Consider the following 26,054-nt stretch of genomic DNA (forward strand, 5'->3'; position numbering starts at 1 on the left):
GCACCACCCGCGCCACCGTGTACGGCTACTCCCTCTGGGAGTTCCAGCACCACCCGCGCCACCGTGTACGGCTACTCCCTCTGGGAGTTCCAGGTCTACGGCACGTCCGGCGGCGGCCCCACCCTGCCCGGCGGCGGGGACCTCGGCCCCAACGTGCACGTCTTCGATCCGTCCACGCCCGGCATCCAGGGCACGCTCGACCAGATCTTCCGGGAGCAGGCTGTGGAACCGTACGCCGGGCTTCACCGGTGCCTTGAAGCCGTGGGCCTGACGGATGGTCGGGTCCACGTTGTAGTAGCAGTAGCTGCCCAGGCCCCAGCCCTCGTGGGTGTTGACGGAGTCGTCGACCCGGTAGGCGGCGTACCCCTTCGTCGAGCCGTTCTGGATCGCGGCCTGGTTCGGGGCGTCGTAGGCCTTCTCGTTCTGGAAGAAGATCGTCTTGCCGCGTTCGCCGTACCAGTCGACGTCGTACTTGTTGAAGTGCTCGACGAACAGCCCGGTGGCCAGGACGTCGTCGCCGTTGACGCGGACGCCGTAGTCGGCTCGGTTGGTCTCCCAGCCGACGCCCTCGCCGTGGTCGGCGCGCCACACCCAGGTGTGGTCGATGATCGTGTCGTCGTTGTTGACGACCATGCTGGTGGTGGCCTTGCCGGGGCCGGCACCGCCGATGCGGACGTAGACGTCCTGCACGGTGGTGGGGTCGGCGGAGTGGTCGGCGGAGGCGTTGGCCGGGCCGATCTCCAGCAGGGTCGGGGAGTTGACCGGGCCGGCGTCCACGAGGAAGCCGGCCAGCCGCACACCGTCGACGTCCGCGACGCGCAGGGCCGTGACCCCGTTGTCCGGGATGATCGTGGCGAGTCCGAGGCCGAGCACGATGGTGTCCGCCCGGTTCACCTCGATCGTCCGGTCCACGTGGTAGACGCCGGGCGTGAACAGCAGGTGGAGCCCCTGGGCGAGGGCGGTGTTGATGGTGGCGGCCGTGGCGCCGGGCTTGACGACGTAGAACCGGCTCAGCGGGATCGACTCGCCCTGCGGGGTGCCGTTGGCCCAGGTGGTGCCGCGGGCGCCGACGCGCTTGGCCGGGGCGAAGACCTTGAACTCGTTGCCGTCGAGGTAGAGGAAGGGCTTCTCGCGGGAGACCGGGGTGGTGTCCAGCGTGGTGTAGCGCGGCTCGGGGAAGCTGGTGGCGGGAGCGCCCTCGACACCCGAGAAGGTCATGTTCCAGACGCTGTTGGTCCAGCCGCCGATGGTGCTGTCGCGGGTGTACCACTGCTGCTGCGAGTACGGGCCGACGGTGCCGTCGATCTTGCTGTCGGCGATGTAGCCGCCGCTGGCCCAGCCGTAGCCGTCGGGGGCGAGATTGAGGCCGCCCTTGACGTGCATCCGGCGGAAGGAGGACGCCTGGGCGACCGCCCAGCGGTTGGTGCCGTTGACGGGGTTGACGGCCAGGTTCTCGGCGGAACGCCAGAAGTTCTGCGTCGCGTTGCCGTTGAACCAGCCCGCGTCGACGGTGATGTCACCGTTGATGGTGGTGTCGTCCGGCCGCAGGCCCAGTCCGGCGATCTGCGTGTAGAAGCCGATCTGCGCGTTCAGGGTGCCGTACGTGCCCGGCTTGAAGAGGAGCGCGTGCCGGCCGCTGCCGAACTGGGCCGACTCCTGCTCCCGGAAGATCTGGTCGAGCGTGCCCTGGATGCCGGGCGTGGACGGATCGAAGACGTGCACGTTGGGGCCGAGGTCCCCGCCGCCGGGCAGGGTGGGGCCGCCGCCGGACGTGCCGTAGACCTGGAACTCCCAGAGGGAGTAGCCGTACACGGTGGCGCGGGTGGTGCCGGTGAGCCGGACGTGCCGGGCGTTCCCGGCGACCGCGATGCTCTCGTTGCCGCCGGCGCCGGTGGTCGTGGAGTGGGCGGTCGTCCAGGTGGTGCCGTCGGTGGAGAACTCGATGCGGTAGGCCTTCGCGTACGCGGCCTCCCAGCGCAGGTCGACGCGCTCGACGGCGGCGGTGGAGCCGAGGTCGATCTGGATCCACTGCGGGTCGGAGAAGGCACTGGACCAGCGCGTGCCGGTGTCGCCGTCGACCGCGGCGGCCGCGGGGGTGCCGCCGTTCTCCTGGCTGGAGACGGTCACGGACCTGCCCTGGGAGAGCAGGACCGGCGCCGCCTGTGCGGCGGGGGCGGGAAGCAGTGCGAGCAGCGCGACGACGAGGGCGCCGACGACCGCGAGGGCGACGGCGCCGCGGCCTGGCGCGGTGCGTCGCCCGGGGGGCGGTGCCGCCGCCACGGGTATGCCGATGAGAGGCATGAAGTGGGCTCCTTGGAAAGGGAGTTGGGGAAACGGCAAGGTACGGAGAGCGCTCTCCCGCACCTTGCCCGGCTCCCCAGCCGGGGTCAATGACTCGGACACGACTTTTCTTATGTCTTTCATTAAGCCGATGACTGGCTGAGAACCGAGCCGCCCCGCACCTCGCCTTCGCAAAGACACCGGACCGCGGCACGGGTATTGCTGCTGACCGCCCCACACCCCGGCTAGGTTGTGCCGCATGAGCAACCTTGACCGTCAGGCAGTGCCGAGCGTGTGCGGTGGCCGCGGCTTCGTCGTCGCCGAGCCCGTCCGCGAGCTCCTGAGCCCCCGTCGTGTTCAGCTCGGCGGGTCGACCGAAGTCCGCCGCCTCCTGCCGAACCTCGGCCGCCGCATGATCGGCGCCTGGGCCTTCGTGGACCACTACGGCCCCGACGACATCGCGGACGAGCCGGGCATGCAGGTCCCGCCGCACCCGCACATGGGACTGCAGACCGTCAGCTGGCTCCACGACGGCGAGGTGCTCCACCGCGACAGCACCGGCAGCCTGCAGACCATCCGGCCGCGCGAGCTGGGCCTGATGACGTCCGGACGGGCGATCTCCCACTCCGAGGAGAGCCCCCGGAAGCACGCCCGCCTGCTGCACGGCGCGCAGTTGTGGGTGGCCCTGCCGGACGCGCACCGCCATGTCGAGCCGCACTTCGAGCACCACGCCGAACTGCCCACGGTCACCGCCCCCGGCCTCACGGCCACCGTGATCCTGGGCGACATCGACGGGTCGGCCTCGCCGGGCACGACGTACACGCCGCTCGTCGGCGCCGACCTCGCGCTCACGGCCGGCACCGAGACGCGACTCCCCCTGGTGCCCGACTTCGAGTACGGCGTGCTGTCGATGTCGGGCGAGGTGCACGTCGACGGCGTGCCCGTACTGCCGGGCTCCATGCTCTACCTCGGCTGCGGACGGAGCGAACTGCCGCTGCGCGCCACGTCGGACGCGGCGGTCATGCTGCTCGGCGGCGAGCCCTTCGAGGAGGAGCTGATCATGTGGTGGAACTTCGTCGGACGCACCCAGGAGGAGATCGAGCAGGCCCGCGAGGACTGGATGTCCGGTACGCGTTTCGGCGAGGTGAAGGGGTACGACGGCGACCCGCTGGACGCGCCGTCCCTGCCCGCGACCCCGCTCAAGCCCCGCGGCCGCACCCGGTAGGACCCCGCCCCGCCACCCTTGCGGGCGCCCGCCCACGCCACCGGCGCCGTCCCCTCCCGCACCGCGAGGGGGCGGCGCCGCATGCGTCCGCACGCCCGTACGAGGGTTCCCGCCCGCAAAACGGACGCCCGGAGACCGCCCACAGGTAGTGGAATGTTCAATCACCCTGGAGTGTTGTCGGGGATGACGCCCCACGGGGGCGGGAGGCACGACCGTTGTGGAGGAGACGAAGTGAGCGACACGTACTACGAGTTCGGTACGGCCGCCGAGCGCTGGGACCGCGCCCGCATGTTCTTCGAGGCGAAGGAGTACCTGTCGGCCGCCCGGATCCTGCGGGGCCTGGTGGCCGAGCACCCCGAGCAGACCGCCCAGCGGCTCCTGCTGGCCCGCGCCTACTACCACTCCGCCCAGCTCTCCCGCGCCGAGACCGAACTCCGCGCCGTCCTGGACCGGGACCCGGTGGAGCACTACGCACGTCTCATGCTCGGCCGCACGCTGGAGCGCCAGGGCCGGGCGGCCGAGGCCACGCCGCACCTTCGGATGGCTGCGGCGATGTCCGGCGAGCAGCTCGGCTGACGCGACCGGAGGGCCGGGCGCCGAACGCGAGGCCGAACGCGAGGGCGGAGACGTGGGCGGAGACGGAGGTCCGTCTCCCCCTCGTCCTCTCCGGAGGAGCGAGCGGACTCCCCCTCCCGCCGCGGCTTCGCTCCGGCGACCGCGCTTACGCCGTTCGGCCCGCCGTGAACCACCCACGGCGGGAAGGAACCCGACGCACTCGGTAGGCTCCGGGCAGGAGGTCCGAGCCGTGCACACGGGACGAGCGGAACGCAGCAGCGGTCGAGCGGGAGGCGCCCTGGCGCACCTGCTGCTCGTCGTGGTGCTCGCGCTCGGCGTCTTCGTGATGCACGTCGTGGGCCACCCCGAGGGCTCGTCCGGCAGCGGTTCGGAAGCCGGGGCGATGACCCACACGGGCGCCCCCGGCCACCCGGCACCGGACCGGGACCCGGTGCTCGCCGCACCCGGGCACGGAACGGTGGACAGCGGCCCGGCCTCGGCCTCGTCACCCGCCTCGGCCTCGTCGTCGTCGTCGCACGACCCCGGCATGGCGATGGACATGTCCTCGCTCTGCGTGGCCGTGCTCGTCGTCTGGCTGCTCGCCGGTCTCGTCCGGGCGGCACTCGCCCGCCGCCCCGACTGGCTCGCCCGGCTCCTCACCGGGCTGACGCCCCTTCTCGGGCCGAACGCACCGCCGCGCCGGCCTCCCGACCTCGCCCGGCTGTCGGTCCTGCGCATCTAGGGCGTGTCGCGAAAGTCCCGCCTGCCCCACGACGCCTGGCACGCGCCCTCGCTGCGTTGTCGGGATCGCCCGAGTACGCCCAGTACGAGAGCGACCCTCCGCCTTGCGATCGCACGCACCAGACGCCGCGAGGCCCGCCCTCCGGGCGGACGGCGCTCCTTTCGCAACACGCCCTGGGTCTGCCGCCACCGCGGGTGCCTCGTGCTGCCCGCGGACCCGTGGACCCGTCCGCCTTCCGGCGTGCGCGCGTTGGCGCACGCCGTACAGACAGCACAGAGGTGTGTCACAGATGCGTGCCTACGACAAGAACCCCGCCCGCGGGCTCGTGGCGGCCGTCGCCGCCGGGCTCCTGCTCGCCGCCTGCGGTTCCGGCGCCGGTTCCGGCAGCGGCCACCCCGGCGGGGCCGACCACGAAGCCTCCGCCCCGGCGAGCCCGTCCGGCACCCCCGGCCGGGCGCACGCCACCGGACCGTTCAACGACGCGGACGTGACGTTCGCGCAGGGGATGATCCCGCACCACCAGCAGGCGCTCGACATGGCGCGGCTCGCCGACGGCAGGGCCGAGGACGCCGACGTCCGTCGGCTCGTCGCCGCGATCAAGCAGGCGCAGGACCCCGAGATCCGGACGATGAGGACCTGGCTCACGGGCTGGGGAAGGCCCGAGTCGGCCGGCCACGCGGGACACGGCATGGCCGGGATGATGTCCGAGCAGGACATGAAGGACCTGGCGGCCGTCCGGGGCAGGGCCTTCGACCGCAGGTTCGCGGAGCTGATGATCGCCCACCACGACGGGGCGGTGCAGATGGCCAGGACGGAACAGCGCGAGGGGCGGGACGAGGCGGCGCTCAAGCTGGCCGGCGACGTGGTGCGGACCCAGTCGGCCGAGATCTCCGAGCTGAGGAGGATCCTCGAGCGGCTCTGACCGACGGCCGCCGGGCCCGGACGGTCCCTCCCGAGGGGGGGACCGTCCGGGCCGGGGTCCCCGCCCCGGCGGTGGGGTCGCTACGGGATGTAGCGGCGGAAGCCCTGCGCGCGGGCCTCGAAGCCGCACGCCGCGTAGAAGGTGTGGACGTACTCGTCGTCCGCCGCCAGGAGCTGGACCTTGTAGCAGCCGGCCGCCTCGCCCAGGCGAACGGCTTCCTCCATCAGCCGGCGGCCGACCCCACTCCGTTGAGAGGATCCGGCCACCACGACGTTCTCCACGAACAGGATGGCGCGGCCGCCGCGCGTGAGGTTCGGCACGACGATGCAGTCCGCCGTTCCGGCCACCGCGCCGTCCGCATCGGCCACCAGGACCGTCCGCCCCTGCTGCCGTGAGACGGCTGCCCAGACGGCGTCCGCGGACGCCCGGGGCAACGGCGCGTCGTCCGGGTTCAACTCGCTGTAGAGACGCAGCAATGCGGAGAGGTCCCCCTCGGTCGCCGGTCGCACGGTGATCTTCATGAGCCGAGCCTAGGGGGTGTCCCGTAATCCGCGGTGGGTCCGCGCACGGCGTCGGATGCGGTGCATCGCAAGGCGGAGGGTCGTCCTCATACTGGGCGTATTCGGGAGATCCGACAACGCGGCGAGGGGCCGTAGCCGGCGTCGTGCGCCCGCCGGGGATCACGGGACAGCCCTGGGGGGTGTCTTGAGGGCCACCCGGTCCGGCACCGCGCGGGTGGCGGACCCGGGGAGGCCCGGTCGTCAGTCGCGTCCCCGGCCGGCGACGACCTCGCCGCCCACCACCACGGTCTCGGCGACCGTGCCCGGGATCTCCTCCGGGTCGATGCGGAGGATGTCGCGGGACAGCACGACGAAGTCGGCCAGCTTGCCGACGGTGAGCGAACCCCGCTCGTGCTCCAGGAAGTTGGCGTAGGCCGAGCCCATCGTGTAGCCCTCGACGGCGGTGGCGACGTCGATCGTCTCGCCGGGCGTCCAGGGCTCCCCGCCACCCGCGAGCGGTCGCCGGGTGACGGCCGTGTAGATGCCGACCATGGGATCCATCTCGGCGACGTTCCAGTCGCTGGAGAGGGCGAGGACGGCTCCGGCGGCGTGCAGGCTCCGCAGCGGCCACGCCTTGTGCCAGCGGTCGGGGCCGATGTTCTCCGCCCAGTCCCGGCCGGGGCCCGCGATGTCGGGTGCGGCGTGCCGGGGCTGCATGCAGGCCACGACTCCGAGTTCGGCGAAGCGGGGCGTGTCGGCCGGGTCGAGGCATTCGACGTGGACGATCTGGTGCCGGGCGTCGCGCGGGCCGTTGGCGGTACGGGCCCGCTCGACGGCGTCGAGGACCGTGCGGATGCCCCGGTCGCCGGTGGCGTGGACGAAGCACTGGAAGCCCCGGGCGTCGAGGCGTGTGAGCAGGCCGGCGAACTCGTCCGCCGGATAGAAGGTGTCGCCCCGGTGGTGGCCGCAGCCCGCGTACGGCTCCAGGAGCGCGGCGGTGCGCGGCTCGACGACGTCGTCGATGTACAGCTTGAGCGGACCGACGCGCAGCCGGTCGTCGGCGAACTTCCGTGCGGCGGCGGCGAACTCGTCGAGGTCCGCCTCGGTGGTGCCGCGGGGGTGGAAGAGGGCGGCGACGACACGGGAGCGGAGCCGGCCCTCCGCCCGGGCGCGCTCGAAGAGGGCCAGGTCGTCGAGGGAGTTCTGGGGCTCGACGACGGTGGTGATGCCGAACCCGATGGCGTCGTCTAGGCTCCTGGCGAGCCGGCCGTACTGCCGGTCGGGGGCGGCCCACGGCACGCCGAGTTCGCGCAGTGCCCGGTGTCCCTCGCGGGAGAGCCCCTTGACGGCGAAGTCCTTGACGAAGCCGGTCGGTTCGCCGGTGACGGGGTCGGTGGCGGCTTCGCCGAAGGGCAGGCCGGTCCGGCCCTTGCGCACGCCGAGCCGGCGCATCGCCGCGGTGTTGAGCCAGGCGGTGTGCACGTCGTAGCTGAGAACGAGGGCGGGGGTGTCGCCGGTGACGGGGTCGAGGTCGGCGGCGGTGGGCATGCGGCCGTCGGGGATGGCCGAGTAGTCGAAGGCCTCGGCCTCGATCCACTCGGCGTCGGGGTGACCGGCCCGCCATGCCCGTATGCGGGCGTGCACGGCGTCCAGGGTGCGGGCTCCGGCCAGCTGGACACAGGCGTCGTCGGAGCCGAGACGGACGTGGTKGTGGGCGKCGATGAACCCCGGCAGGACGAGCCTGCCGCCCGCGTCGAGCACCTCCGTGTCCGGACCGGTCCACCGCGCGGCGTCGGTCTCCGCGCCGAGCCAGACGATCCGCCCGTCCCGGACGGCGAGCGCCTCGGCCTCCGGGAGGTCGGGGTCGACCGTGTGGATGCGGGCGCGGGTCAGGACGAGGTCGGCGGGGGCGCTGTGCTGCATGGGGCTGGACTCCACGTTCGGGTGGTGGTGTGTGCGGACGAGGCCGGGGGCGGATGTGCGGTGGGTGCCGGGACCGGGCGGGGTCAGGGCCGGAAGGGTGTGACGCGGCGGCGGGCGAGGAGGACGTAGACGAGGGCCGAGACCACCGCGCCGAGCAGGGTGAGGTCGGCGCCTCCCAGGGGCGCGACCAGCGGGCCCGTCCACAGCTCCGAGTCGCAGGTCAGGGCGGCGAAGAGCATCCCGGCGAGGAGAGCGGTCGCGCCGGCCGGATGCCAGCCGCCCCGGTACCAGTAGGCGCCGCGTTCGGCGGCGTGCAGTGCGTCGGCGTCGTAGGCGCAGCGGCGCAGCACCATGTCCGCGAGGAAGACGCCGCCCCACGGGGCGAACACGATGATCAGCAGGGAGAGGAAGGAGAGGAGCGAGGTGGTGAAGTCGGTGAGGAAGAGGGCGCCGAGGGAGCCGAGGGCAGTGACGGCGGCGCTGATGACGATGGCGCGGGCGCGGCTCCAGGGGATGCCGAGGACCTGGAGGTTCAGGCTGGAGGAGTAGAGCGTGATGATCGAGTTGGTGACCGAGCCGCCGAGGACCAGGGCGAGGAAGAGGGGCTGGAACCAGCCCGGGAGCAGGCCTTCGGCGCCGGCGACCGCGTCCGTCATGTCGGCCTGGGTCGCGGCGGCCACACCGGCCACGCCGAGGGCGACGGACGAGAGGAAGCCGCCGAGCGCGCCGCTCCAGGTGAGGGACCCGAGGGAGGTGGTGCGGGGCAGGTAGCGGGTGTAGTCGGCGGGCATCGGAAGGTAGGAGAAGGGGCCCGCTAGCATGACGACGAAGGCGAGGCTCCAGCCGGCGGCTCCGGGGCCGGCGGCGGGGGCGGTGGTGTCGGCGCCGGGCAGGACGAAGACGAGCAGGGCGGCGAAGCCGACGGCGAGGACGTACGCCATCCAGCGTTCGGCGAACTGGACGGTCGCGTGGCCCCAGAGGGCGACGGCGAAGGTCATCGCGAGGGTGACGGTCAGGGCGAGCGCGCGGGCGGCGTGGCCTCCGCTCCAGCCGAGGTCGGCGAGGAACGCTTCGAGGGCCAGGGTGCCGACGACCGTGTTGACGATGGTGTAGCCGATGCTGACGACCCAGTTGAGCAGCCCGGCGGGCCAGTTGCCGCGCACCCCGAAGGCGGCGCGCGAGATGACGAGGGTGGCGGTGCCGGTGCGGATGCCGCTGAGTCCGGCGGCGCTGATGGCGAAGAAGGCGAGCCCGCCCACCACGACGACGGCCGTGGCCTGCCAGAACGAGAGCCCGAAGGCCACGGCGAGAGCACCGTTGATCACGTAGGTGAAGGTGAGGTTGGAGCCGAACCAGAGCCAGAACAGGTCCTTGGCACTGCCGTGGCGCTCGGCGTCCGGGATCGGGTCGATGCCGTGCTCCTCGACCTGGAAGACCTCGTCGCGGCCGGTGCCGGCCGCTCCCGTCAGTTGTGCCATGCCACTCCCCAGACCTTGAATGCCGTTCTAGAACTTAGAACGGCATTCAAGATGTGCGAGGCGGGGCCGTCCCGTCAAGACCTCGCGGAACCTGCGGTTAAAGTCGTGACCTGACGTGAGGGACGACGGGTGACGAGGGCGGTACGGGTGGCAGGGGCGGCACGACGGCGGGACGGGCACGTCACGCAGGAGCGGATGCTCGAGGAGGCCATGGCGGCCATCGCCGAGAACGGTCTGGCGACCCTGACCATGTCGGCGCTCGCGGAGCGTCTCGGCACGAGCGGCGGCCACATCCTGTACTACTTCGGCAGCAAGGACCTGCTGCTGCTCGCCGCCCTGCGCTGGAGCGAGGCGGCCCTGGCCGAGGAGCGTCGCGCGCTCCTCGCCCGCCGGCTCGCGGCGGAGCGCAAGCTGGACCTCTTCCTGCGGCTGTACCTGCCGCGCGGCCCGCGCGATCCGCGCTGGACGCTGTGGATCGAGCTGTGGGCCCGCACCCCGGCCAACGCCTCGCTGCGCCAGGCCCAGCAGGAGCTGGACGACGGCTGGCAGGAGGACCTGGAGGCGCTGGTCGCCAAGGGAGTGGCCCAGTCCCGCTTCGCCCCGCTCGACGCGACGGAGGTGACCGAGCGCGCCTCCGAACTCCTGGCACTGCTCGACGGGTTGAGCACCCGGGTGGTGCTCGGCCCGGAGGAGGGCCGCGACCGTCGCCCGGCGCTGGAGGCGGCGCGGGCGGCCGCGGCGCGGCTGATCGCACGGGCCTGAGGCCGGGCCCCGGGCCGCGCCGTCGCCGGAACCCCCGCGGGCGCCCGGATCTCGTTCACACCGGCCGGCGCCGGACGCCGTGGTGCCGCGTGCCGCGTGCCGTCGGCCCCGTCAGCTGCGCGTGAATTCCTGCCAGGGCAGGGGGTCGAGCGCGGTGAAGGGCCAGTCGAGGGCGTCGGGGTGGCGGCGGGCGTGGTCGGCGTTCCAGCGGATCTGCTCGACGTGCAGGGCCGGCCGGGACAGCCGCGCGATCGCCGGATGGCAGGCCGCCACGGCCTGGGCGAGGACGAGCGTGGCCTCGGCATCGGAGGCCGCCTCGCCGGGGTGGGGGTGCGGGATGCCGTACCACTCGGTGACGTCCGCCAGCGAACGGCGGCCGGGCCGGTAGCGGTCGGCGTGCCGGTCGAGGACCAGCGGGTCGCAGATCGGGGCGACTCCGGCCGGCAGGCGCTCGGTCAGGGGCGGCACGCCGTGGCGCAGGAGTTCGGCGTGCAGGGTGCTCAGGACGTGCGGGGCGAACCAGACCACCAGGACCTCCTTCGACGCCAGGTGGCCGGCGAGCGTTCCGGCGAGCTCCTTCAGGGCCTCGGCCGCGGGCACGCCCTCGGCGCGGGCCCGCTCGACGCCGATCCCGTGCCCCTTCTCCGGGGCCACCGTGACGGGGTCGGGTCCGGGGTCGAGCAGCCAGTCCTCCGCCGCGCCGTCGCTGCCCCGGACGGACGCGGCGAGGATCCGGTCCACCGCCGCCCGGTTGCCGGTGGTGGCGATGTCCAGGGAGAGCAGGCGGCGCCGGTGCCAGCCGGGCAGGTCCTGCCGTACGGGCGGGGCGGGGTCCCTCGCGTGGTCCGTGTGGTGGACCGTCCAGCCGCCGGCCGGGTCGCGCCGGAGCACGCCGGTGCCGGCCGGGACGACCGTCCCGCACACGGCGCACGGCCCGTCGTAGTCGTTGACGGGGCCGCCCGGACCGGCGCCGGGGCTCATTCCGCCGCGCCGCCGTCGCGATACGCCTCCAGCAGGCGCAGCCACGCCTCGCTCAGCGTCGGGTACGCGGGGACCGCGTGCCACAGGCGGTCGATCGGGACCTCGCCGACGACGGCGATCGTCGCCGAGTGCAGGAGTTCGCCGATGCCCGGGCCGACGAACGTGACGCCGACGACGGTCTCGCTGTCCAGGTCGACGACCATCCGGGCGTGCCCCCGGTACCCGTGGGCGTACAGCCCGGCGCCGGCGACGTTCGTGAGGTCCAGGTCGACGGCCCTGACCCGGCGTCCGGACCGTTCGGCCTCGGCGAGCGAGAGACCGACCGCGGCCGCCTCCGGATCGGTGAAGACGACCTGCGGCACGGCGGCGTGGTCGGCGGTGGCCGCGTGCGCCCCCCACCGGCCGGTGTCCGTGCCGCGCCCCTGGGCGCGGGCCACGATGGCGGCGCCCGCGATGCGCGCCTGGTACTTGCCCTCGTGGGTCATCAGGGCCCGGTGGTTGACGTCCCCGACCGCGTACAGCCAGTCGCTGCCGGCGACCAGCAGGCTGTCGTCCACCGGCAGCCAGGATCCGGGCTCCAGACCGACGGTCTCCAGGCCGATGTCCTCCGTGCGCGGCCTGCGGCCCGTGGCGAAGAGCACCTCGTCGCCCTCGATCTGCTCGCCGCCCTCCAGCACCACGGTGACCGGTCCGGTGCCCCCGTCGCGCACCACGGCGGCGACGGAGACGTTCGTCCGAACCTCGGCGCCGGCTTCGGCGAGCGCGTCGGCGACGTGCTCGCCGACGAACGGCTCCATCCTGGGCAGCAGGCCGGAGCCCCGGACGAGGAGGGTCACGCGCGAGCCGAGGGCCTGCCAGGCGGTGGCCATCTCCGCGGCGACCACTCCCCCGCCCACCACGACGAGACGGTCCGGTACGTGGTGGGAGCTGGTCGCCTCACGGCTGGTCCAGGGGCGGGCGCCGGTCAGACCCGGCAGGTCGGGCAGGGCGGCGCGGCTGCCGGTGCACACGGCCACGGCGTGCCGGGCGGTCAGGAGGTGGCGCTCGCCCTCGGGTCCCTCGACGGACACCCGGCGGGTTCCGTCCAGCCGGCCGTGGCCGCGGTACAGCCGGGCCCCGATGGAGTCGAGCCAGCCGACCGCCCCTTCGTCCTTCCAGTCCGAGACATAGTAGTCGCGGTGGGCGAGCACCGCCTCCGCGTCCAGCGGGCCCTGGACCGCCCGGGCGAGCCCCGGCACCTTGCGGGCGTCGGAGCGTGCGATCGCCGGTCGCAGCAGGGCCTTGCTGGGCATGCACGCCCAGTACGAGCACTCGCCGCCGACCAGTTCGCCCTCCACCACCGCCGTGGTCAGCCCGGCCGCCCGGGCGCGGTCCACCACGTTCTCGCCGACCGGTCCCGCACCCAGGACCACCACGTCGTACTCGTGCTCCACTGCTCGCGTCATGGGCCCAGTCTGGTGGCAGGTGTGCACGGGCTGCCACAGGGAAGGCGCCCCGGCGGCCCCGGAATAGCGAGGCTCGGAACACCGTTGTGCGGGGCGAGTCCCCGGGGACCGCGGAAACGTAGGACAGACAGGCCGGGACCGGAAAGGTTGGCAGCATGAGCACCGTTGAGCTCACCAAGGACAACTTCGACCAGATCGTGAGTGAGAACGACTTCGTTCTGATCGACTTCTGGGCTGAGTGGTGCGGTCCGTGTCGTCAGTTCGCACCCGTCTACGAGGCCGCCTCGGAGCGCCACGAGGACCTGGTCTTCGCCAAGGTCGACACGGAGGCGCAGCAGGAGCTGGCCGCCGCGTTCGAGATCCGATCGATCCCGACGCTGATGATCGTCCGCGACAACGTGGCGGTGTTCGCCCAGCCGGGCGCGCTCCCGGAGACCGCTCTGGAGGACGTGATCGGACAGGCGCGGGGCCTCGACATGGACGAGGTGCGCAGGTCCATCGAGACGGCGAAGGAGAAGGCGGGCGAGCAGTAGCCCACCCCTCGGGGGCGATGGGGCGGTACGGATCACCCGTACCGCCCCGTCGCACGTCCGGAGCGGGAGCCGGGGACGGCGGTCGATCGGGGTGCCTCAGCGCTCCAGGACCAGGGCCAGACCCTGGCCGACGCCGATGCACAGCGCCGCGAGGCCCGTGCCCGAGCCGGCGGCGGCCAGCTGGTGGGCCACCGAGCCGGCCAGCCGCGCGCCGGAGGCGCCCAGCGGGTGGCCGATGGCGATGGCGCCGCCGAGCGGGTTCACGATCGCCGGGTCGAGCTCCGGCCACTCGGCGAGGCAGCCCAGCGACTGGGCGGCGAAGGCCTCGTTGAGCTCGAAGGTGGTCAGGTCGGCGAAGGACCTGCCCGCCTTCCCGAGGGCCCGGCGGACCGCCTCGACCGGTCCGAGACCGAAGAGCTGGGGCTCGATGCCGGTGACCGCGGAAGCGCGGATGCGGGCGAGCGGCTCGCGGCCGGTCTCCCGCAGCCCCGCCTCGTCGACCAGCAGGAGGGCCGCGGCGCCGTCGTTGAGCGGCGAGGCGTTGCCCGCCGTGACCGTGCCGCCGTCGGTACGGAACGAGGGCTTCAGCCGCCCCAGGGCCTCCATCGAGGTGGCGTCGCGGATGCACTCGTCGCGGAGCAGGTCCACCCCCTCGTAGGGGACGACCTCGGCGTCGTAGCGGCCCTTGTCCCAGGCCTCGGCCGCCTTCCGGTGGCTGGCCAGGGCGAAGGCGTCCTGCTGCTCCCGGGTGATCCCGTGGCGGTCGGCGACGAGCTCCGCGCCCTCGCCGAGCGAGACGGTCCACTCCGCGGGCATCCTCGGGTTGGTCATGCGCCAGCCGAGCGTCGTGGAGTGCAGCTGCTGGTGGCCGGCCGGGAAGGCCCGCTCCGGCTTCTGCAGCACCCAGGGCGCACGGGACATCGACTCGACGCCGCCGGCGATCGCCACCGAGGCGTCACCGAGCGCGATGGCCCTGGCCGCCTGGATCACCGCCTCCAGACCGGAGCCGCAGAGGCGGTTGAGGGTGACGCCGGGGACGGAGGCGGGCAGTCCGGCGAGCAGCACGGCCATGCGCGCCACGTCCCGGTTGTCCTCGCCCGCCCCGTTGGCGTCACCGAAGTACACGTCGTCGATCCGTGCCGGGTCGAGCGCGGGGGCGCGGTCCACGAGCGCCCTGACCACGTGTGCGGCGAGGTCGTCCGGGCGCACGGAGGAGAGGGCGCCTCCGAACTTGCCGATCGGGGTGCGGACGGCGTCGACGATGTACACGTCGCGGATGCTCATCGGTTGTCTCCCACGGGACCTGCGGTCGTGACCTGCGGTTCGGCAGCGGCTGGTGTTCGCCTGGTGAACGTTCGTTCATGAGGTGCGCGCCGAGTCTCTGCCCCGCGCGGCGTCCTGTCAACGGCCCGCGGCGCCCGGTAGGTGGTCGGTACACACGGAGCGGGCGGGTCGCCCGGCACGGCAGCGGGCGGCCCGGCGGGCGTGCGGCTCCGTGGGCGCGCCCGGGACGCGCCGCCTCACTGACCGGGCGCGTGCCTGATCAGCGCGGTCAGCCCGTAGTCCAGTTCGCGGCCGTCCACGAGGAGGGCCTCCACGGTGCGGGTCTCCGGGTCTATCTCGGCCACGATGCCGTGCCCCTCGTAGCGCGGATAACCCGAGGAGCCCTGCCGTCCGGTCACCTCGACCACGGCCGAGCGGACCGCGCTGTCCTCCACGGAGGCGTCGCCGCGGTCCTCCACGTGCTCGGGGACCAGAAGAATCTCGAAACGCTTCGGAACGGTGCTCATGCACCGACGCTAAGCGCTGGGCCGGACTCGCGCCGGACGACCGGGACCCGCCGGCTCCCGCGCCGAGAGGTCGACCCGGGCGCCGCGGACCGCTCAGCTGGACTCGCGCCGGACGACCCGGGTGTCCGCGAGCTCCCGCACCTCGGGCAGGGCCTCCGGTTCCCGCACGGCCCGGTCGACCAGCTCGGCCAGGTCCCGGCCGCGCACCATGTCCATCCGGACCGTGCTCAGCCGGGGCCGCAGCAGCCGGCCGAGGAGCAGGTCGTCCGAGCCCACCACCGCCGTGTCCCCGGGGATCGACAGCCCCGCGTCCTGGAGCGCCCGCATCAGCAGCATCGCGTACTCGTCGTTGTAGGCGAACACCGCGTCGAGGCCGAGTTCGCGCCATCGCCCGGCCAGTTCCGCCGCCGCGTCCTCCTCGTACCGCAACGGCAGCGGGACGACCGTGGCCGGCGTCCCCTCGACGGCCTGCCGGGCGCCGTCGAGGCGCGGGCCGGAGAAGAGTTCCAGACCGGGCTCCTCCGGGACCACCACGCCGATCCGGCGGCGGCCCTGCTCGACGAGGTGTTCCACGGCCGCGCGGCCGATCCGGGCCGGGTCGATGACGAGGGCGTGCGCGCCGTCGACCCGCTGCGGCCCGACGGTGAGGACGGCCTTGGCGCCCGAGCGCTTGAGGGTCTCCACGCCGTGCGGGGTCAGCTCGATCTCGCCGAGGGAGACGACGGCGACCGGCCGGAGCTCGGCCCAGGCGCGGGCCGCCTCGTCGGCGTCCAGGCCGAGGCTGCCGTACTGCACCACCGTGTAGTCGAGGCGCCGGAGCGCCCACTGGAGCTCGTCGAAGAAGCGGCTGTACAGCGGCCCGATCGGCACGTGCGCGGTGGGGAGCAGGACCATGCGGCTGTGACCGGCGCGCAGACTGCGGGCGGCGGCGTGCGGCACGTAGCCCAGCTCCTCGGCCGCCTCCCGAACCCGCCGACGCGTCGGCTCGCTGATCCGCACGGCCGAGGTGTTGTTCAGGACGTACGACACGGTGGCGCGGGACACCCCGGCGAGCCGTGCGACGTCGGCGCTGGTCGGGACGGGGCGCCCGGCGGGCTGCTCGGTTGGCTTCGTCATCGCTCCGGCATCTTTCCAGACCGATCCGAACCAGGGTCTGGCGGATGGCCTGATGCGAGTGCTACACAATGCTCACACGCGCCACTGACACGTGTAACCCCCTCTTCCCTTCCGCTCCTCGCCCCCTCGCCGGGGCGATCTCCCCAGGAGGGCACCGTGGCCCTTTCCTCCTCCGACACCGGCACGACCGGCGTCGACTCCCCCGCCGCCCCGCGGCCGACCCGCGGCCTGCTGCCGCTGCTGCTCGCCGGCAACGCGGCGATGTACGCGCTGTACGTGGGCGTCCCCGGCATCCTTCTCGCGCTCCAGATCGAGGGCATCGACCCGGCGAACAAGGTGGCCAATTTCGGTCTGGTGTCCGGTGTCTCCGCCATCTTCGCCACCGTCTTCAACCCGGTGGCCGGCGCGCTCTCCGACCGGTCGGGCCGCCGCAACCCCTGGATCCTGGCCGGCGGCCTGCTCGCGATACCCGTGATGTTCCTGCTGGGCAGTGCCGACACGATCCTGCTGGTGATGATCGCCTGGTGCCTCGGGCAGGCCGTGATGAACGTCTACCAGGCCGCCCTCACCTCCGTGGTGCCCGACCGGGTGCCGCTCGCCGCACGCGGCAGGGCGTCCGCCGCCGTCGGACTCGGCCTGCCCGTCGGATCGACCGTCGTCGCCCTGCTCGTCCCCGCGCTGTCCGCGAGCTGGACCGCGATGCTGGTGTTCTCCGTCGTCAACGGCCTTGGTTTCGGCTGCTACATGGCCGTCGACACGGCGCTGGTCACCATGGTGCTGCCCCGGGCCGAGGACGCCGCCCGCGACATGGGCGTGCTCAACATCGCCAACGCGGGACCGCAGATCGTCGCCCCCTTCGTGGCCTCCCTCATCGTCTCGGCGAGTGGCGGGTACCCGGCCCTGTTCCTGGTCGCGGCCGTACTGTCGGTGCTCGGCGCACTCGCCGTGCGCCCGATCCGCAGCGTGCGCTGAGCACGCCCGACGAAGGGGTACCACCGTGCTGCTGCACACCACCTCCTGGGGATCCGGCGACCGGGTCGCGCTCCTGGTCCACGGGATCATGTCGGACCACCGCACCTGGCGACGGGTCGGCCCGGCCCTGGCCGCCCGCGGATACCGGGTGACGGCGGTGGACCTGCGCGGTCACGGCGCCAGCGGTCGCGCCGCGGGAGCCGAGGGCTACACCCCGCGGGACTACGCCGACGACCTCGTCGAAACCCTGCCCGTGGGAGCCGAGTTGGCCATCGGCCACTCGCTCGGCGCGCTGGCCCTGGCCGGCGCCGTGGAACGGCTCGCACCCCGCCGCGCCGTGTACGCCGACCCCGCCTGGCACCTCCCGGCCGGGGAGGCGGGCTACCGTCCGGAGCTCTTCACCCAGGGCAAGGAGCTGACCCGGCAGCACATAGGGATCCTCAACCCCCGCTGGGCGGAGGAGGATCTGGACATCGAGGCGGACGCGATCAGGCGCTGGGACGAGCGGACGGCGCACGGCCTGGTGCCCAGCGTCGGCGCGGACATGTGGCCCGCGAGGCCCGCCGTGCCCTCGCTGGTGGCGCTCGCGGATCCGAGCATGCTGGTCGGCGCCGACGACGCCCGGACGCTCAAGGAGCGCGGTTTCGAGCTGCGTACGGTCGCCGGTGCCGGACACACCCTCCACCGGGACGACTTCGAGGGGTTCATGACCGCCCTGGACGGCTGGATCTGACGTACCTTTTGGTCATGGACGACGTCTCGATGGTGGGATTGCTCGGCCGGGTGACCGGCACCGTCGGGCCCGGCCTCGTCGGCGAGGTGATCGTCCGGATCCGCGGCGGGGCCGAGCACTTCCTCGCCTATCCGGCGACGGGTGAGGACCGGATCGGTCCCGGAACGGTCGTGATGGTCGTGGAACATCTTCCTCCGCGCACCGTCTATGTCACAGCCGCGTACGACAGTTGACCGATCCATTGAGCGGCGCCCCCCGTCGGGCGCACACTCCCTTCACCGGATCCGCACGGCTCCGGTGAAGGGGGAGCTGCCCATGGGCATCGGCATGGTGGCGGGCGGCGCGGCAGCCGCTCTCCTCGCTGTGATCGCAGTGTTCAAGTTGATGTGGCGCGTCGCGGAACCCAACGAGGCTCTGATCATCTCCGGCTCCAACCACAAGATGGAGGGCCTCGGCGAGGGCATGGGCTTCCGGATCGTCACGGGGCGCGGCACGCTCGTGCTGCCGGGCGTCCAGGCCGTACGGAAACTCTCGCTGGACCTCAACGAGACCCAGCTGTCCGTCGAGTGCGTGACGCACCAGGGCATTCCGCTCAAGGTCCGCGGCGTGGTCATCTTCAAGGTCGGCGACGACTTCGTGTCGATCGCCAACGCGGCCCGTCGTTTCCTCGACCAGCAGAAGCTGATGTCGGAACGGGTGCACATCGTCTTCGCCGGTCATCTCCGCGCCATCGTCGGCGGGTTGACGGTCGAGGACATGATCCGGGACCGGGAGAAGCTGACCGGGCAGGCCCGTTCGGCCTGTGGCACGGAGATGGAGAAGCTCGGCCTGATCGTCGACTCGCTGCAGATCCACGAGATCGAGGACCCGACCGGGTACATCAAGAACCTGGCGGCACCGCACGCGGCGGCCGTCCAGCGGGACGCCCGGATCGCGCAGGCGGAGGCCAACCGGCGGGCGACCGAGGCCGAGCAGATGGCCGCGGCCCGGATGTCGGAGGCGACCCGGGACAGCGAGATCCTCCAGGCCGGGTACCAGGCCGAGCGGGACCAGGCGTCCGCGAAGGCCCGGCAGGCCGGCCCGCTGGCGGACGCGGCGGCGCGCCAGGAGGTGGTCGTCCAGGAGACGCGCGTCGCCGAACTCGAGGGCCACCGCAAGGAGCAGCAGCTCCAGGCGGAGGTCCGGAAGCCGGCGGACGCGATGGCGTACGAGACGCGGACGCTGGCCGACGCCGAGCGCGACGCGCGGATCTCGGCGGCCCAGGCCGAGGCGAAGGAGACCGAGCTGGCCAGCGCGGCCCGGGCGACGGCGACCCGGCTCACCGGTGAGGCGGAGGCGGCGGCGCAGCACGCCCGGGGTCTGGCGGCCGCGGAGGCGACCCGTGCCAAGGGTCTGGCCGAGGCGGAGGCCATCAAGGCACGCGCCGCGGCGCTCGCCGAGAACCAGGAGGCGGTGGTCGCCCAGCAGCTGGCCGAGAAGTGGCCGGAGATCGTCGAGGCGGGCGCGTCCGCCTTCGGCAACGTGGACCAGATGGTCCTGCTGAACGGCGCCGACGGCATGGCGGACATGTTCGCCAAGGCGCTGACGATGGGGGGCACCGGGCTGGGAGTGGCCCGTCAGCTGCTCGCGTCGATGAACCCCGCCGGTACGCCCGCCCCCGCGAAGAACGGGGTGGCGGCGGCGCCGGCTCCCCGGGCCGAGGCGGTCCCGGCCGGTACGGAGGCGGCCGCGGCCGGCTCGACGGCGATCCCGGTCGACGACGACCGGGCGTGAGCACGGGGCGGGGCCCGGAGCCGTCACGGCGCCGGGCCCCGGCCCACGGTGTGTGCGAGCGGTGTCGGTCAGTTGTGACCGAACTTCCGCTCCTTCTTGTGGGAGACCTGCTGCATGAGCGGCCGCGGGGCCTCGCCCGTCGGGGAGGCGGCCGACCGTTCCTTCGCCGCGCTCTCGGTTCTCTGCTCGTGCCCGCCCGTGCGGGCGCCATGGTTCACCCGGGTCTGTTTCTTGCCCACGATCGTGCCTCCTGTAGCGGAACGTCGGACGCTGGGCCGTTCTCAGCCTCGCACGCGGGTGCGAACGCCGCACGTCAGGGACGGGCTCGCGCGGAGCGGCCGGTCCGGCCCCCTACGGTGGGCCCGTGACCATGTACTCGCAGTCCTCGCCGTCGTCGCAGTCCTCGCCGTCCTCGCCGTCGCAGTCGTCGCAGTCGTCGCAGTCGTCGCAGTCGTCGCAGTCCTCGCACGCCACCACCGAGGCCGATCCCCGGGAGGTCGGCCCCGTCCGGACCTCGTACGCCCCGGACCGCGACGGCGACCCGGACCCCGGGGAGATCGTCTGGACCTGGGTGCCCTTCGAGGAGAACGACGGGCGGGGCAAGGACCGCCCGGTGCTCGTGGTCGCGCGGGAGGCGGCCGGGACGCTGCTGGCCGTGCAGCTGTCGAGCAGGCGCCACGACCACGACCGGGAGTGGGTGGCGATCGGGGTGGGCGACTGGGACAGCGCGCGGCGCGAGTCGTGGGTGGATCTGGACCGCGTCCTGCGGGTCCACGAGGCGGGCATGCGCCGCGAGGCCTGCGCGCTGGRCCGGCCGCGTTTCGACCGGGTCGTGGACCGGCTGATCGAGCGCTACGGCTGGTCGTAGGACCCGTACGGAGAGTCCCGCCCGCTCGCGGCACGTGCGCGGGGCCGCTCCGGCGCCCGGACGGTCCCGGGCCGGGCGGGCCGGGCGGCAGGCGGCAGACGGGTCAGGGCGCGGGCCAGGCGGCAGGCGGCAGGCGGGTCAGGAGGCCTCGTACGCCCGCCGGAAGGCGCCCAGGGTGGTGCGGCCGTCGGTGCGGTCCAGGATCGCGAAGACGATCTCGTCGAAGTGGCCGGCGAACCGGCCCTCCCCGGTGAGCAGCCGCCGGAACGCGCCGGCCACCTCGGCCGGGTCGTTCCGGAAGACGCCGCAGCCCCACGCGCCGAGCACGAGCCGGCGGTAGCCGCCCGCCACCGCCGCCTCCAGGACCCGCTCGGCACGGGAGGCGAGGGCGGCCGGGATCCGGTCGGCGAGCTGGGGCGTCCGCCGGCGGATGACGCCCGCGTTCGGGGCCGGCGAGGTGAGGAAGCCGACGGTGAACGGCTCGTCGAGGAGCGCCCCGCGGTCGTCGCGGAAGACCGGCACCCCGGGCGAGTGGATGACGCGGTCCGTGTAGAAGGCGTCCCGCTCGGCCCGGTGGTGCTCGTAGTACGCGGGCGCCGTCAGGAGTGTCGTGTACAGGGCTGAGGCCCGGCAGACGGCCTCCTCCTGGGCCTGGGCGCCGTTGAGGTAGCCGCCGCCGGGGTTGCGGGCGGAGGCGAAGTTCAGAACGGCGACGGGGGCGGTGTCCGCCGCGGCCAGCCGGCGGGCGGCGGCCAGGCTGCTCTCGTCCGTCACCTCTATGGCGGTGTCACGGCCGCGGTCAGGGACGACCCGGACGGGTTCGGGGCCGTACAACGTCGTTCCGGCCACGGCGGCGGCCAGTTCCGCCTCGATGGACACCGTGCGGCCGTCGGGCGCCCGGTAGCGGCCCGCCTCCACGATCTCCTCGGTCTGCTTCGCGATCCCCCGCAGTCGTGCGCTCATGCCCCTGAGCTTGATCGATCGCGTGACGGTGGGGCAACGGGATTTCCAGAGGGGCCGAAGAGGCGGTCTTGCACGCCCGTCGGAGGTGGCTTTAGGTGGAATCAGCGCCTTCCCGAACAGGAGGTTCCGACATGTCGCCGAGCGGCATACCGCACAGCGGCCCCCCTCTCACCGAGAGCGAGGCGGAGGAGCTGCTGCGATGTATCTGCTTCAAGACGGGCCCGCCCCGCACCGTCGGGGTCGAGCTGGAGTGGTTCGTCCACGAGCTGCGTGATCCGCGGCTTCCCGTCCGGCCGCCGCGCCTGGCCGCGGCCATCGACGGCGTCCGGGCCCTGCCGCTGGCCTCGGCGCTCACCTTCGAGCCCGGCGGACAGCTGGAACTCAGCTCCCCGCCCGCGGCCTCCCTCATGGAGTGCCTCGACACCCTCTCCGCCGATCTGCGCGCGGTGCGCGGCGCGCTCGGCCCGCTCGGTCTCTCCCTCAGCGGCTACGGGGTCGACCCGTGGCACGCGCCCCGCGAGCGGATGCTGCACGAGCCCCGCTACGACGCGATGGAGCGGCTCTTCGACCGCACCGGGCCCGCGGGCCGGGCCATGATGTGCGACTCGGCCTCGGTGCAGATCTGCCTGGACGCGGGCCACGAGGAGCCGGGGCCGCTCGGGTACCACCGGCGCTGGCAGCTCGCCCACCTGCTGGGCGCGGTCCTGGTCGCCGCGTTCGCCACCTCCCCCGTCCACGGCGGCCGGCCGACCGGCTGGCGCTCGACCAGGCAGGCGTTGTGGACGGACCTCGATCCGGTGCGGGCGCTCGCGCCGGGACCGGACGGCGACCCCCGCGCGGCCTGGGCCGCGCACGTGCTCGACACCCCGGTGATGTGCGTACGGTCCGACGACGGGCCGTGGCAGGCGCCCGAGGGGCTGACGTTCCGGGAGTGGCTCCGCACGGGCCGGCCCCGTCCGCCCGTCGAGGACGATCTGCACTACCACATGACGACGCTCTTCCCGCCGGTGCGGCCGCGGGGCCATCTGGAGCTGCGGATGGTCGACGCGCAGCCGGGCGCCGACGGCTGGATCGTGCCGGTGGCCGTGACGACCGCGCTCTTCGAGGACCCGCAGGCCGCGGAGAGCGTCTACCGGGCCGTCAAGCCGCTGGCCGAGTACGCCGGCACCCGGCCGGCCCCGCGCAATCCGCTCTGGCTCGCCGCGGCCCGGGACGGGCTGACGGATCCCGAACTGCACGCCGCGGCGCTGGTGGCGTTCCCCGCCGCGCTGGAGGCCCTGCCCCGGATCGGGGCGAGCACCGCCGTGCAGGACGCGGTGGCCGGCTTCCACGAGCGGTACGTGATCCCGGGCAGCTGCCCCGCCGACGAACTCCAGGAGGTGCGGTCATGACCGTGACCGACGACCCGACCGCCCTGCGGCAGCGGGCGCTGGACGCGCTCACCACCGCACGCGAGCGCACCGCGCTGCTCACCTCCTGCGTGGAGGACGACGAACTCGTCGCCCAGCACTCTCCGTTGATGTCGCCCCTGGTGTGGGACCTGGCGCACATCGGCAACCAGGAGGAGCAGTGGCTGTGGCGGGCGGTCGCCGGCCGTGACGCGCTGCGGCCCGAGATCGACTCCCTCTACGACGCGTTCGAGCATCCGCGCGCCAGCCGGCCGACGCTGCCGCTGCTCCCGCCCGCCGAGGCCCGCGCGTACGCCTCCGACGTGCGCGGCCGGGTGCTGGACGTGCTGGCCGGCACCGCGTTGGCCGGAGCGCCGCTGGTCGAGGCCGGGTTCGCCTTCGGGATGATCGCCCAGCACGAACAGCAGCACGACGAGACCATGCTGATCACCCATCAGCTGCGCACAGGGCCCGCGGCGCTGACCGCCCCGCCGCCGCCGGCGACCGACACCGGTCCGCTTCCCTCCGAAGTCCTCGTACCCGGCGGTCCGTTCACGATGGGGACCTCCGACGAGCCGTGGGCGCTGGACAACGAACGCCCCGCCCACACCCGGGTCGTTGCGTCGTTCTTCGTCGACACCGTGCCCGTCACCAACGGCGCCTACATGGCCTTCGTCGCGGACGGCGGCTACACCGACGAGCGCTGGTGGCAGGCGGAGGGCTGGGCGCAGATCCGGCAGCACGGCATCGGAGCGCCGCTGTTCTGGCGGCGCTCGGGCGGGCAGTGGCTGCGGCGCCGGTTCGGCGTGACGGAGCCGGTGCCCGAGGACGAACCGGTGGTGCACGTCAGCTGGTACGAGGCGGACGCCTACGCCCGCTGGGCGGGGCGCCGGCTCCCGACGGAGGCCGAGTGGGAGAAGGCGGCCCGCCACGACCCGGCGACCGGACGGTCCCGGCGCTATCCGTGGGGCGACGCCGACCCCACCCCGGCCCACGCCAATCTGGGCCAGCGGCACCTGCGGCCCGCGCCGGCCGGGGGCTATCCCGAGGGCGCCTCGCCGCTCGGCGTCCGCCAGCTGATCGGGGACGTGTGGGAGTGGACGTCCAGCGACTTCCTGCCCTACCCGGGTTTCACCGCGTTCCCGTACAAGGAGTACTCGGAAGTCTTCTTCGGGCCCGCGCACAAGGTGCTGCGGGGCGGTTCGTTCGCCGTCGACCAGGTGGCCTGCCGGGGCACGTTCCGCAACTGGGACCTGCCGGTGCGCCGTCAGATCTTCTCCGGCTTCCGGACGGCGCGCGACGCGGAGCTCGCCTGATGTGCCGGCATCTCGCCTACGTCGGCGAACCGGTGGCCCTCGGCGAGCTGCTGGTGCGGCCGGAGCACTCCCTCTACCGGCAGGCGTGGGAGCCGCGGCTGCAGACCAGTGGCGTCGTGAACGCGGACGGCTTCGGGGTGGGCTGGTACGTCCCGGGCGACCCGGTGCCGGCCCGCTACCGACGGGCCGTGCCGCTGTGGTCCGACCTCTCCTTCGGCGACCTCGCACGGGTCCTGCGCCCCGGGGCGCTGCTGGCCGCCGTCCGGGGAGCCACCCTCCCCGGCGCCGACGGGGAGGCGGCGGCGGCCCCGTTCGCCGCCGGCCCGTGGCTGTTCAGCCACAACGGCGCGGTCGGCGGCTGGCCCGACGCGCTCGCCGGCCTGGCCGCGGCCCTGCCGGCCGCGGAGCTGCTCCGGCTGGAGGCGCGGACCGACTCGGCCCTCCTCTGGGCGCTGGCACTGCACCGGCTGCGCGCCGGGGACGGCGCCGGCCGGGCACTCGCCGACACCGTGCGGGAGGCCGCCGGCGCGGCGCCGGGCGCGACGCTGAACCTGCTGCTCACGGACGGCGCCGAGATCACCGCGACCGCCTGGGGCAACTCCCTGTGGTACCTGACGGGTCCCGACCGGAACGGCGCGCCGCGCACGGTCGTGGCCTCGGAGCCGTACGACGACGACCCGCTCTGGCGCGAGGTGCCGGACCGCACGCTGCTGTCCGCCACCCGCGCCGATGTCACCCTCACCCCGCTCAAGGAGCCCTCCCCGTGAGCCCGTTCCAGCTGACCCGCACCCTGCCCGAGGACGCGACGGAGGCCGCTCTGCGCGCCGACGTGCAAGGCGGTCTGACCCGCATGCCCAAGGAGCTGCCGCCGAAGTGGTTCTACGACGCCCGCGGCAGTGAGCTCTTCGAGGAGATCACCCGGCTCCCCGAGTACTACCCGACCCGCGCCGAGCGGGAGATCCTGATCGACCGGGCGTCCGACATCGCGGCGGCCACCGGGGCCCGCACCCTGGTGGAGCTGGGGTCCGGATCCTCGGAGAAGACCCGTTTCCTGATCGACGCGCTGCTGCCCGGGCTGGCGAGCTACGTGCCGGTGGACGTCAGCCGGTCCGCACTGACCGGGGCGGCCGAGGCGCTGCTGGCCGAGCGGCCGGGGCTGGACATCCACGCCCTGGTCGCCGACTTCACCCGGGGCCTCGAACTGCCCGACACCCCCGGGCCTCGCCTGGTCGCCTTCCTGGGCGGCACGATCGGGAACCTGCTGCCCGACGAGCGCGCGGTCTTCCTGCGCTCGGTGCGGGCGATGCTCAGCCCCGGGGACGCGCTGCTGCTCGGCACGGACCTGGTGAAGGACGAGGCGACGCTCGTCGCCGCGTACGACGACGCGGCCGGTGTCACGGCCGCGTTCAACAAGAACGTGCTGGCGGTCATCGCCCGCGAGCTGGACGCGGACGTGCGGCCGGAGGACTTCGACCACGTGGCGCTGTGGGACCGGGACCGGGAGTGGATCGAGATGCGGCTGCGGGCGCGGCACGCGCTCACGGTGAAGATCCCGGAGCTCGACCTGATCGTGCCGTTCGAGAAGGGCGAGGAGGTACGGACGGAGGTGTCGGCGAAGTTCCGTCAGGCGGGGGTGCGCAGCGAGCTCGCGGACGCGGGGCTGGAGCTGACCCGCTGGTGGACGGACCGGAAGGGGCGGTTCGCGCTGTCGCTGGCGATCGCGCGCTGAGCCGCCGCGGCGAGGGCGCGGCGGTCCGGGTAGCGGCCGCCGGGGAGCGGATCGAGGATC

Annotated in this window: 26 protein-coding genes; 15 read left to right on the plus strand and 11 right to left on the minus strand. The window is 73.6% G+C overall.

Features of this window, described 5'->3' with window-relative positions:
- On the minus strand, positions 1–2,301 hold a 2,301-nt coding region (locus tag EAO71_RS25040), incomplete at its 3' end, for a discoidin domain-containing protein (RefSeq protein ID WP_261992330.1).
- Positions 2,302–2,539: 238 nt separating this feature from the next.
- Between EAO71_RS25040 and EAO71_RS25045 the strand changes: the two genes are divergently transcribed.
- From EAO71_RS25045 to EAO71_RS25060, 4 genes are all read left to right on the plus strand, one after another.
- Positions 2,540–3,505: a pirin family protein gene (locus tag EAO71_RS25045; RefSeq protein ID WP_147980087.1), complete on the plus strand. Its 966-nt coding sequence runs from the start codon at positions 2,540–2,542 to the stop codon at positions 3,503–3,505.
- Positions 3,506–3,736: 231 nt separating this feature from the next.
- Complete coding sequence (locus EAO71_RS25050; protein ID WP_147980088.1) at positions 3,737–4,081, plus strand: tetratricopeptide repeat protein; 345 nt, start codon at positions 3,737–3,739, stop codon at positions 4,079–4,081.
- 229 nt (positions 4,082–4,310) lie between these two features.
- Positions 4,311–4,802, plus strand: a complete 492-nt coding sequence (locus EAO71_RS25055; protein ID WP_147980089.1) for a DUF6153 family protein — start codon at positions 4,311–4,313, stop codon at positions 4,800–4,802.
- A gap of 289 nt (positions 4,803–5,091) precedes the next feature.
- Positions 5,092–5,724 (plus strand): DUF305 domain-containing protein, encoded by a 633-nt coding sequence (locus EAO71_RS25060; protein WP_147980090.1) that lies wholly within the window; start codon positions 5,092–5,094, stop codon positions 5,722–5,724.
- 80 nt (positions 5,725–5,804) lie between these two features.
- On the opposite strand, the gene EAO71_RS25065 is transcribed toward EAO71_RS25060, so the two are convergent.
- The 3 genes from EAO71_RS25065 to EAO71_RS25075 form a co-directional block, all read right to left on the minus strand.
- Positions 5,805–6,245, minus strand: a complete 441-nt coding sequence (locus tag EAO71_RS25065) for a GNAT family N-acetyltransferase (protein WP_147980091.1) — start codon at positions 6,243–6,245, stop codon at positions 5,805–5,807.
- A 240-nt stretch (positions 6,246–6,485) separates the two neighbouring features.
- Positions 6,486–8,147, minus strand: coding sequence for an amidohydrolase (locus EAO71_RS25070; protein ID WP_147980092.1), 1,662 nt, complete (start codon positions 8,145–8,147; stop codon positions 6,486–6,488).
- An 83-nt stretch (positions 8,148–8,230) separates the two neighbouring features.
- Positions 8,231–9,625: a purine-cytosine permease family protein gene (locus EAO71_RS25075; protein ID WP_147980093.1), complete on the minus strand. Its 1,395-nt coding sequence runs from the start codon at positions 9,623–9,625 to the stop codon at positions 8,231–8,233.
- A 147-nt stretch (positions 9,626–9,772) separates the two neighbouring features.
- Here EAO71_RS25075 and EAO71_RS25080 point away from each other — a divergent pair, with 147 nt between their 5' ends.
- Entirely contained in the window at positions 9,773–10,387 is a 615-nt protein-coding gene (locus EAO71_RS25080) for a TetR/AcrR family transcriptional regulator (protein WP_147980227.1), read from the plus strand.
- 111 nt (positions 10,388–10,498) lie between these two features.
- Here EAO71_RS25080 and EAO71_RS25085 read toward each other — a convergent pair whose 3' ends face one another.
- Together EAO71_RS25085 and EAO71_RS25090 are read right to left on the minus strand one after the other, a co-directional pair.
- Positions 10,499–11,368 carry a 3'-5' exonuclease family protein gene (locus EAO71_RS25085; protein ID WP_147980094.1) on the minus strand — a complete coding sequence of 290 codons (870 nt, stop codon included), beginning with the start codon at positions 11,366–11,368 and terminating at the stop codon, positions 10,499–10,501.
- A complete protein-coding gene (locus EAO71_RS25090; protein ID WP_147980095.1) occupies positions 11,365–12,813 on the minus strand; it encodes a dihydrolipoyl dehydrogenase family protein in 1,449 nt (482 codons plus the stop codon). Before EAO71_RS25090 ends, EAO71_RS25085 begins: the two co-directional genes overlap by 4 nt.
- A 155-nt stretch (positions 12,814–12,968) precedes the next feature.
- Here EAO71_RS25090 and trxA point away from each other — a divergent pair, with 155 nt between their 5' ends.
- On the plus strand, positions 12,969–13,346 hold the full coding sequence (trxA, locus tag EAO71_RS25095; protein ID WP_147980096.1) for a thioredoxin: 378 nt from the start codon (positions 12,969–12,971) through the stop codon (positions 13,344–13,346).
- 96 nt (positions 13,347–13,442) lie between these two features.
- Here trxA and EAO71_RS25100 read toward each other — a convergent pair whose 3' ends face one another.
- From EAO71_RS25100 to EAO71_RS25110, 3 genes are all read right to left on the minus strand, one after another.
- Positions 13,443–14,630, minus strand: coding sequence for a thiolase family protein (locus tag EAO71_RS25100; RefSeq protein ID WP_147980097.1), 1,188 nt, complete (start codon positions 14,628–14,630; stop codon positions 13,443–13,445).
- Positions 14,631–14,866: 236 nt separating this feature from the next.
- On the minus strand, positions 14,867–15,136 hold the full coding sequence (locus EAO71_RS25105; RefSeq protein ID WP_147980098.1) for a hypothetical protein: 270 nt from the start codon (positions 15,134–15,136) through the stop codon (positions 14,867–14,869).
- A 93-nt stretch (positions 15,137–15,229) separates the two neighbouring features.
- The gene (locus EAO71_RS25110) at positions 15,230–16,252 is read right to left on the minus strand and encodes a LacI family DNA-binding transcriptional regulator (RefSeq protein WP_147980099.1); all 1,023 of its coding nucleotides are present in this window, start codon (positions 16,250–16,252) and stop codon (positions 15,230–15,232) included.
- Positions 16,253–16,408: 156 nt separating this feature from the next.
- On the opposite strand from EAO71_RS25110, the gene EAO71_RS25115 reads away from it, so the two are divergent.
- From EAO71_RS25115 to EAO71_RS25130, 4 genes are all read left to right on the plus strand, one after another.
- A complete protein-coding gene (locus EAO71_RS25115; RefSeq protein WP_147980100.1) occupies positions 16,409–17,224 on the plus strand; it encodes an MFS transporter in 816 nt (271 codons plus the stop codon).
- A gap of 25 nt (positions 17,225–17,249) precedes the next feature.
- Positions 17,250–17,957, plus strand: a complete 708-nt coding sequence (locus EAO71_RS25120) for an alpha/beta fold hydrolase (RefSeq protein WP_147980101.1) — start codon at positions 17,250–17,252, stop codon at positions 17,955–17,957.
- A 14-nt stretch (positions 17,958–17,971) separates the two neighbouring features.
- Positions 17,972–18,190: a hypothetical protein gene (locus tag EAO71_RS25125; protein ID WP_261992331.1), complete on the plus strand. Its 219-nt coding sequence runs from the start codon at positions 17,972–17,974 to the stop codon at positions 18,188–18,190.
- A gap of 82 nt (positions 18,191–18,272) precedes the next feature.
- Positions 18,273–19,730, plus strand: coding sequence for a flotillin family protein (locus tag EAO71_RS25130; RefSeq protein ID WP_261992332.1), 1,458 nt, complete (start codon positions 18,273–18,275; stop codon positions 19,728–19,730).
- Positions 19,731–19,798: 68 nt separating this feature from the next.
- Here the strand turns inward: EAO71_RS25130 and EAO71_RS37845 are convergent, their stop codons facing one another.
- Positions 19,799–19,969, minus strand: a complete 171-nt coding sequence (locus EAO71_RS37845) for a hypothetical protein (protein WP_187282815.1) — start codon at positions 19,967–19,969, stop codon at positions 19,799–19,801.
- 131 nt (positions 19,970–20,100) lie between these two features.
- On the opposite strand from EAO71_RS37845, the gene EAO71_RS25135 reads away from it, so the two are divergent.
- Complete coding sequence (locus EAO71_RS25135; RefSeq protein WP_147980230.1) at positions 20,101–20,598, plus strand: type II toxin-antitoxin system PemK/MazF family toxin; 498 nt, start codon at positions 20,101–20,103, stop codon at positions 20,596–20,598.
- 138 nt (positions 20,599–20,736) lie between these two features.
- Here the strand turns inward: EAO71_RS25135 and EAO71_RS25140 are convergent, their stop codons facing one another.
- On the minus strand, positions 20,737–21,561 hold the full coding sequence (locus tag EAO71_RS25140; RefSeq protein WP_147980102.1) for a TIGR02452 family protein: 825 nt from the start codon (positions 21,559–21,561) through the stop codon (positions 20,737–20,739).
- A gap of 131 nt (positions 21,562–21,692) precedes the next feature.
- Here EAO71_RS25140 and egtA point away from each other — a divergent pair, with 131 nt between their 5' ends.
- The 4 genes from egtA to egtD are packed head-to-tail and all read left to right on the plus strand — an operon-like array spanning position 21,693 to position 25,994.
- Positions 21,693–22,952, plus strand: a complete 1,260-nt coding sequence (egtA, locus tag EAO71_RS25145) for an ergothioneine biosynthesis glutamate--cysteine ligase EgtA (protein ID WP_147980103.1) — start codon at positions 21,693–21,695, stop codon at positions 22,950–22,952.
- Positions 22,949–24,265, plus strand: a complete 1,317-nt coding sequence (gene egtB, locus EAO71_RS25150) for an ergothioneine biosynthesis protein EgtB (protein WP_147980104.1) — start codon at positions 22,949–22,951, stop codon at positions 24,263–24,265. The genes egtA and egtB overlap by 4 nt, the downstream gene beginning before the upstream one ends.
- Positions 24,265–25,032 carry an ergothioneine biosynthesis protein EgtC gene (gene egtC / locus EAO71_RS25155; RefSeq protein ID WP_147980105.1) on the plus strand — a complete coding sequence of 256 codons (768 nt, stop codon included), beginning with the start codon at positions 24,265–24,267 and terminating at the stop codon, positions 25,030–25,032. The genes egtB and egtC overlap by 1 nt, the downstream gene beginning before the upstream one ends.
- Positions 25,029–25,994, plus strand: a complete 966-nt coding sequence (egtD, locus tag EAO71_RS25160; RefSeq protein ID WP_147980106.1) for an L-histidine N(alpha)-methyltransferase — start codon at positions 25,029–25,031, stop codon at positions 25,992–25,994. The genes egtC and egtD overlap by 4 nt, the downstream gene beginning before the upstream one ends.
- Positions 25,995–26,054: the final 60 nt, after the last annotated feature.

The sequence above is a fragment of the Streptomyces sp. MS191 genome, from assembly GCF_008042125.1.
Lineage (GTDB): Bacteria > Actinomycetota > Actinomycetes > Streptomycetales > Streptomycetaceae > Streptomyces.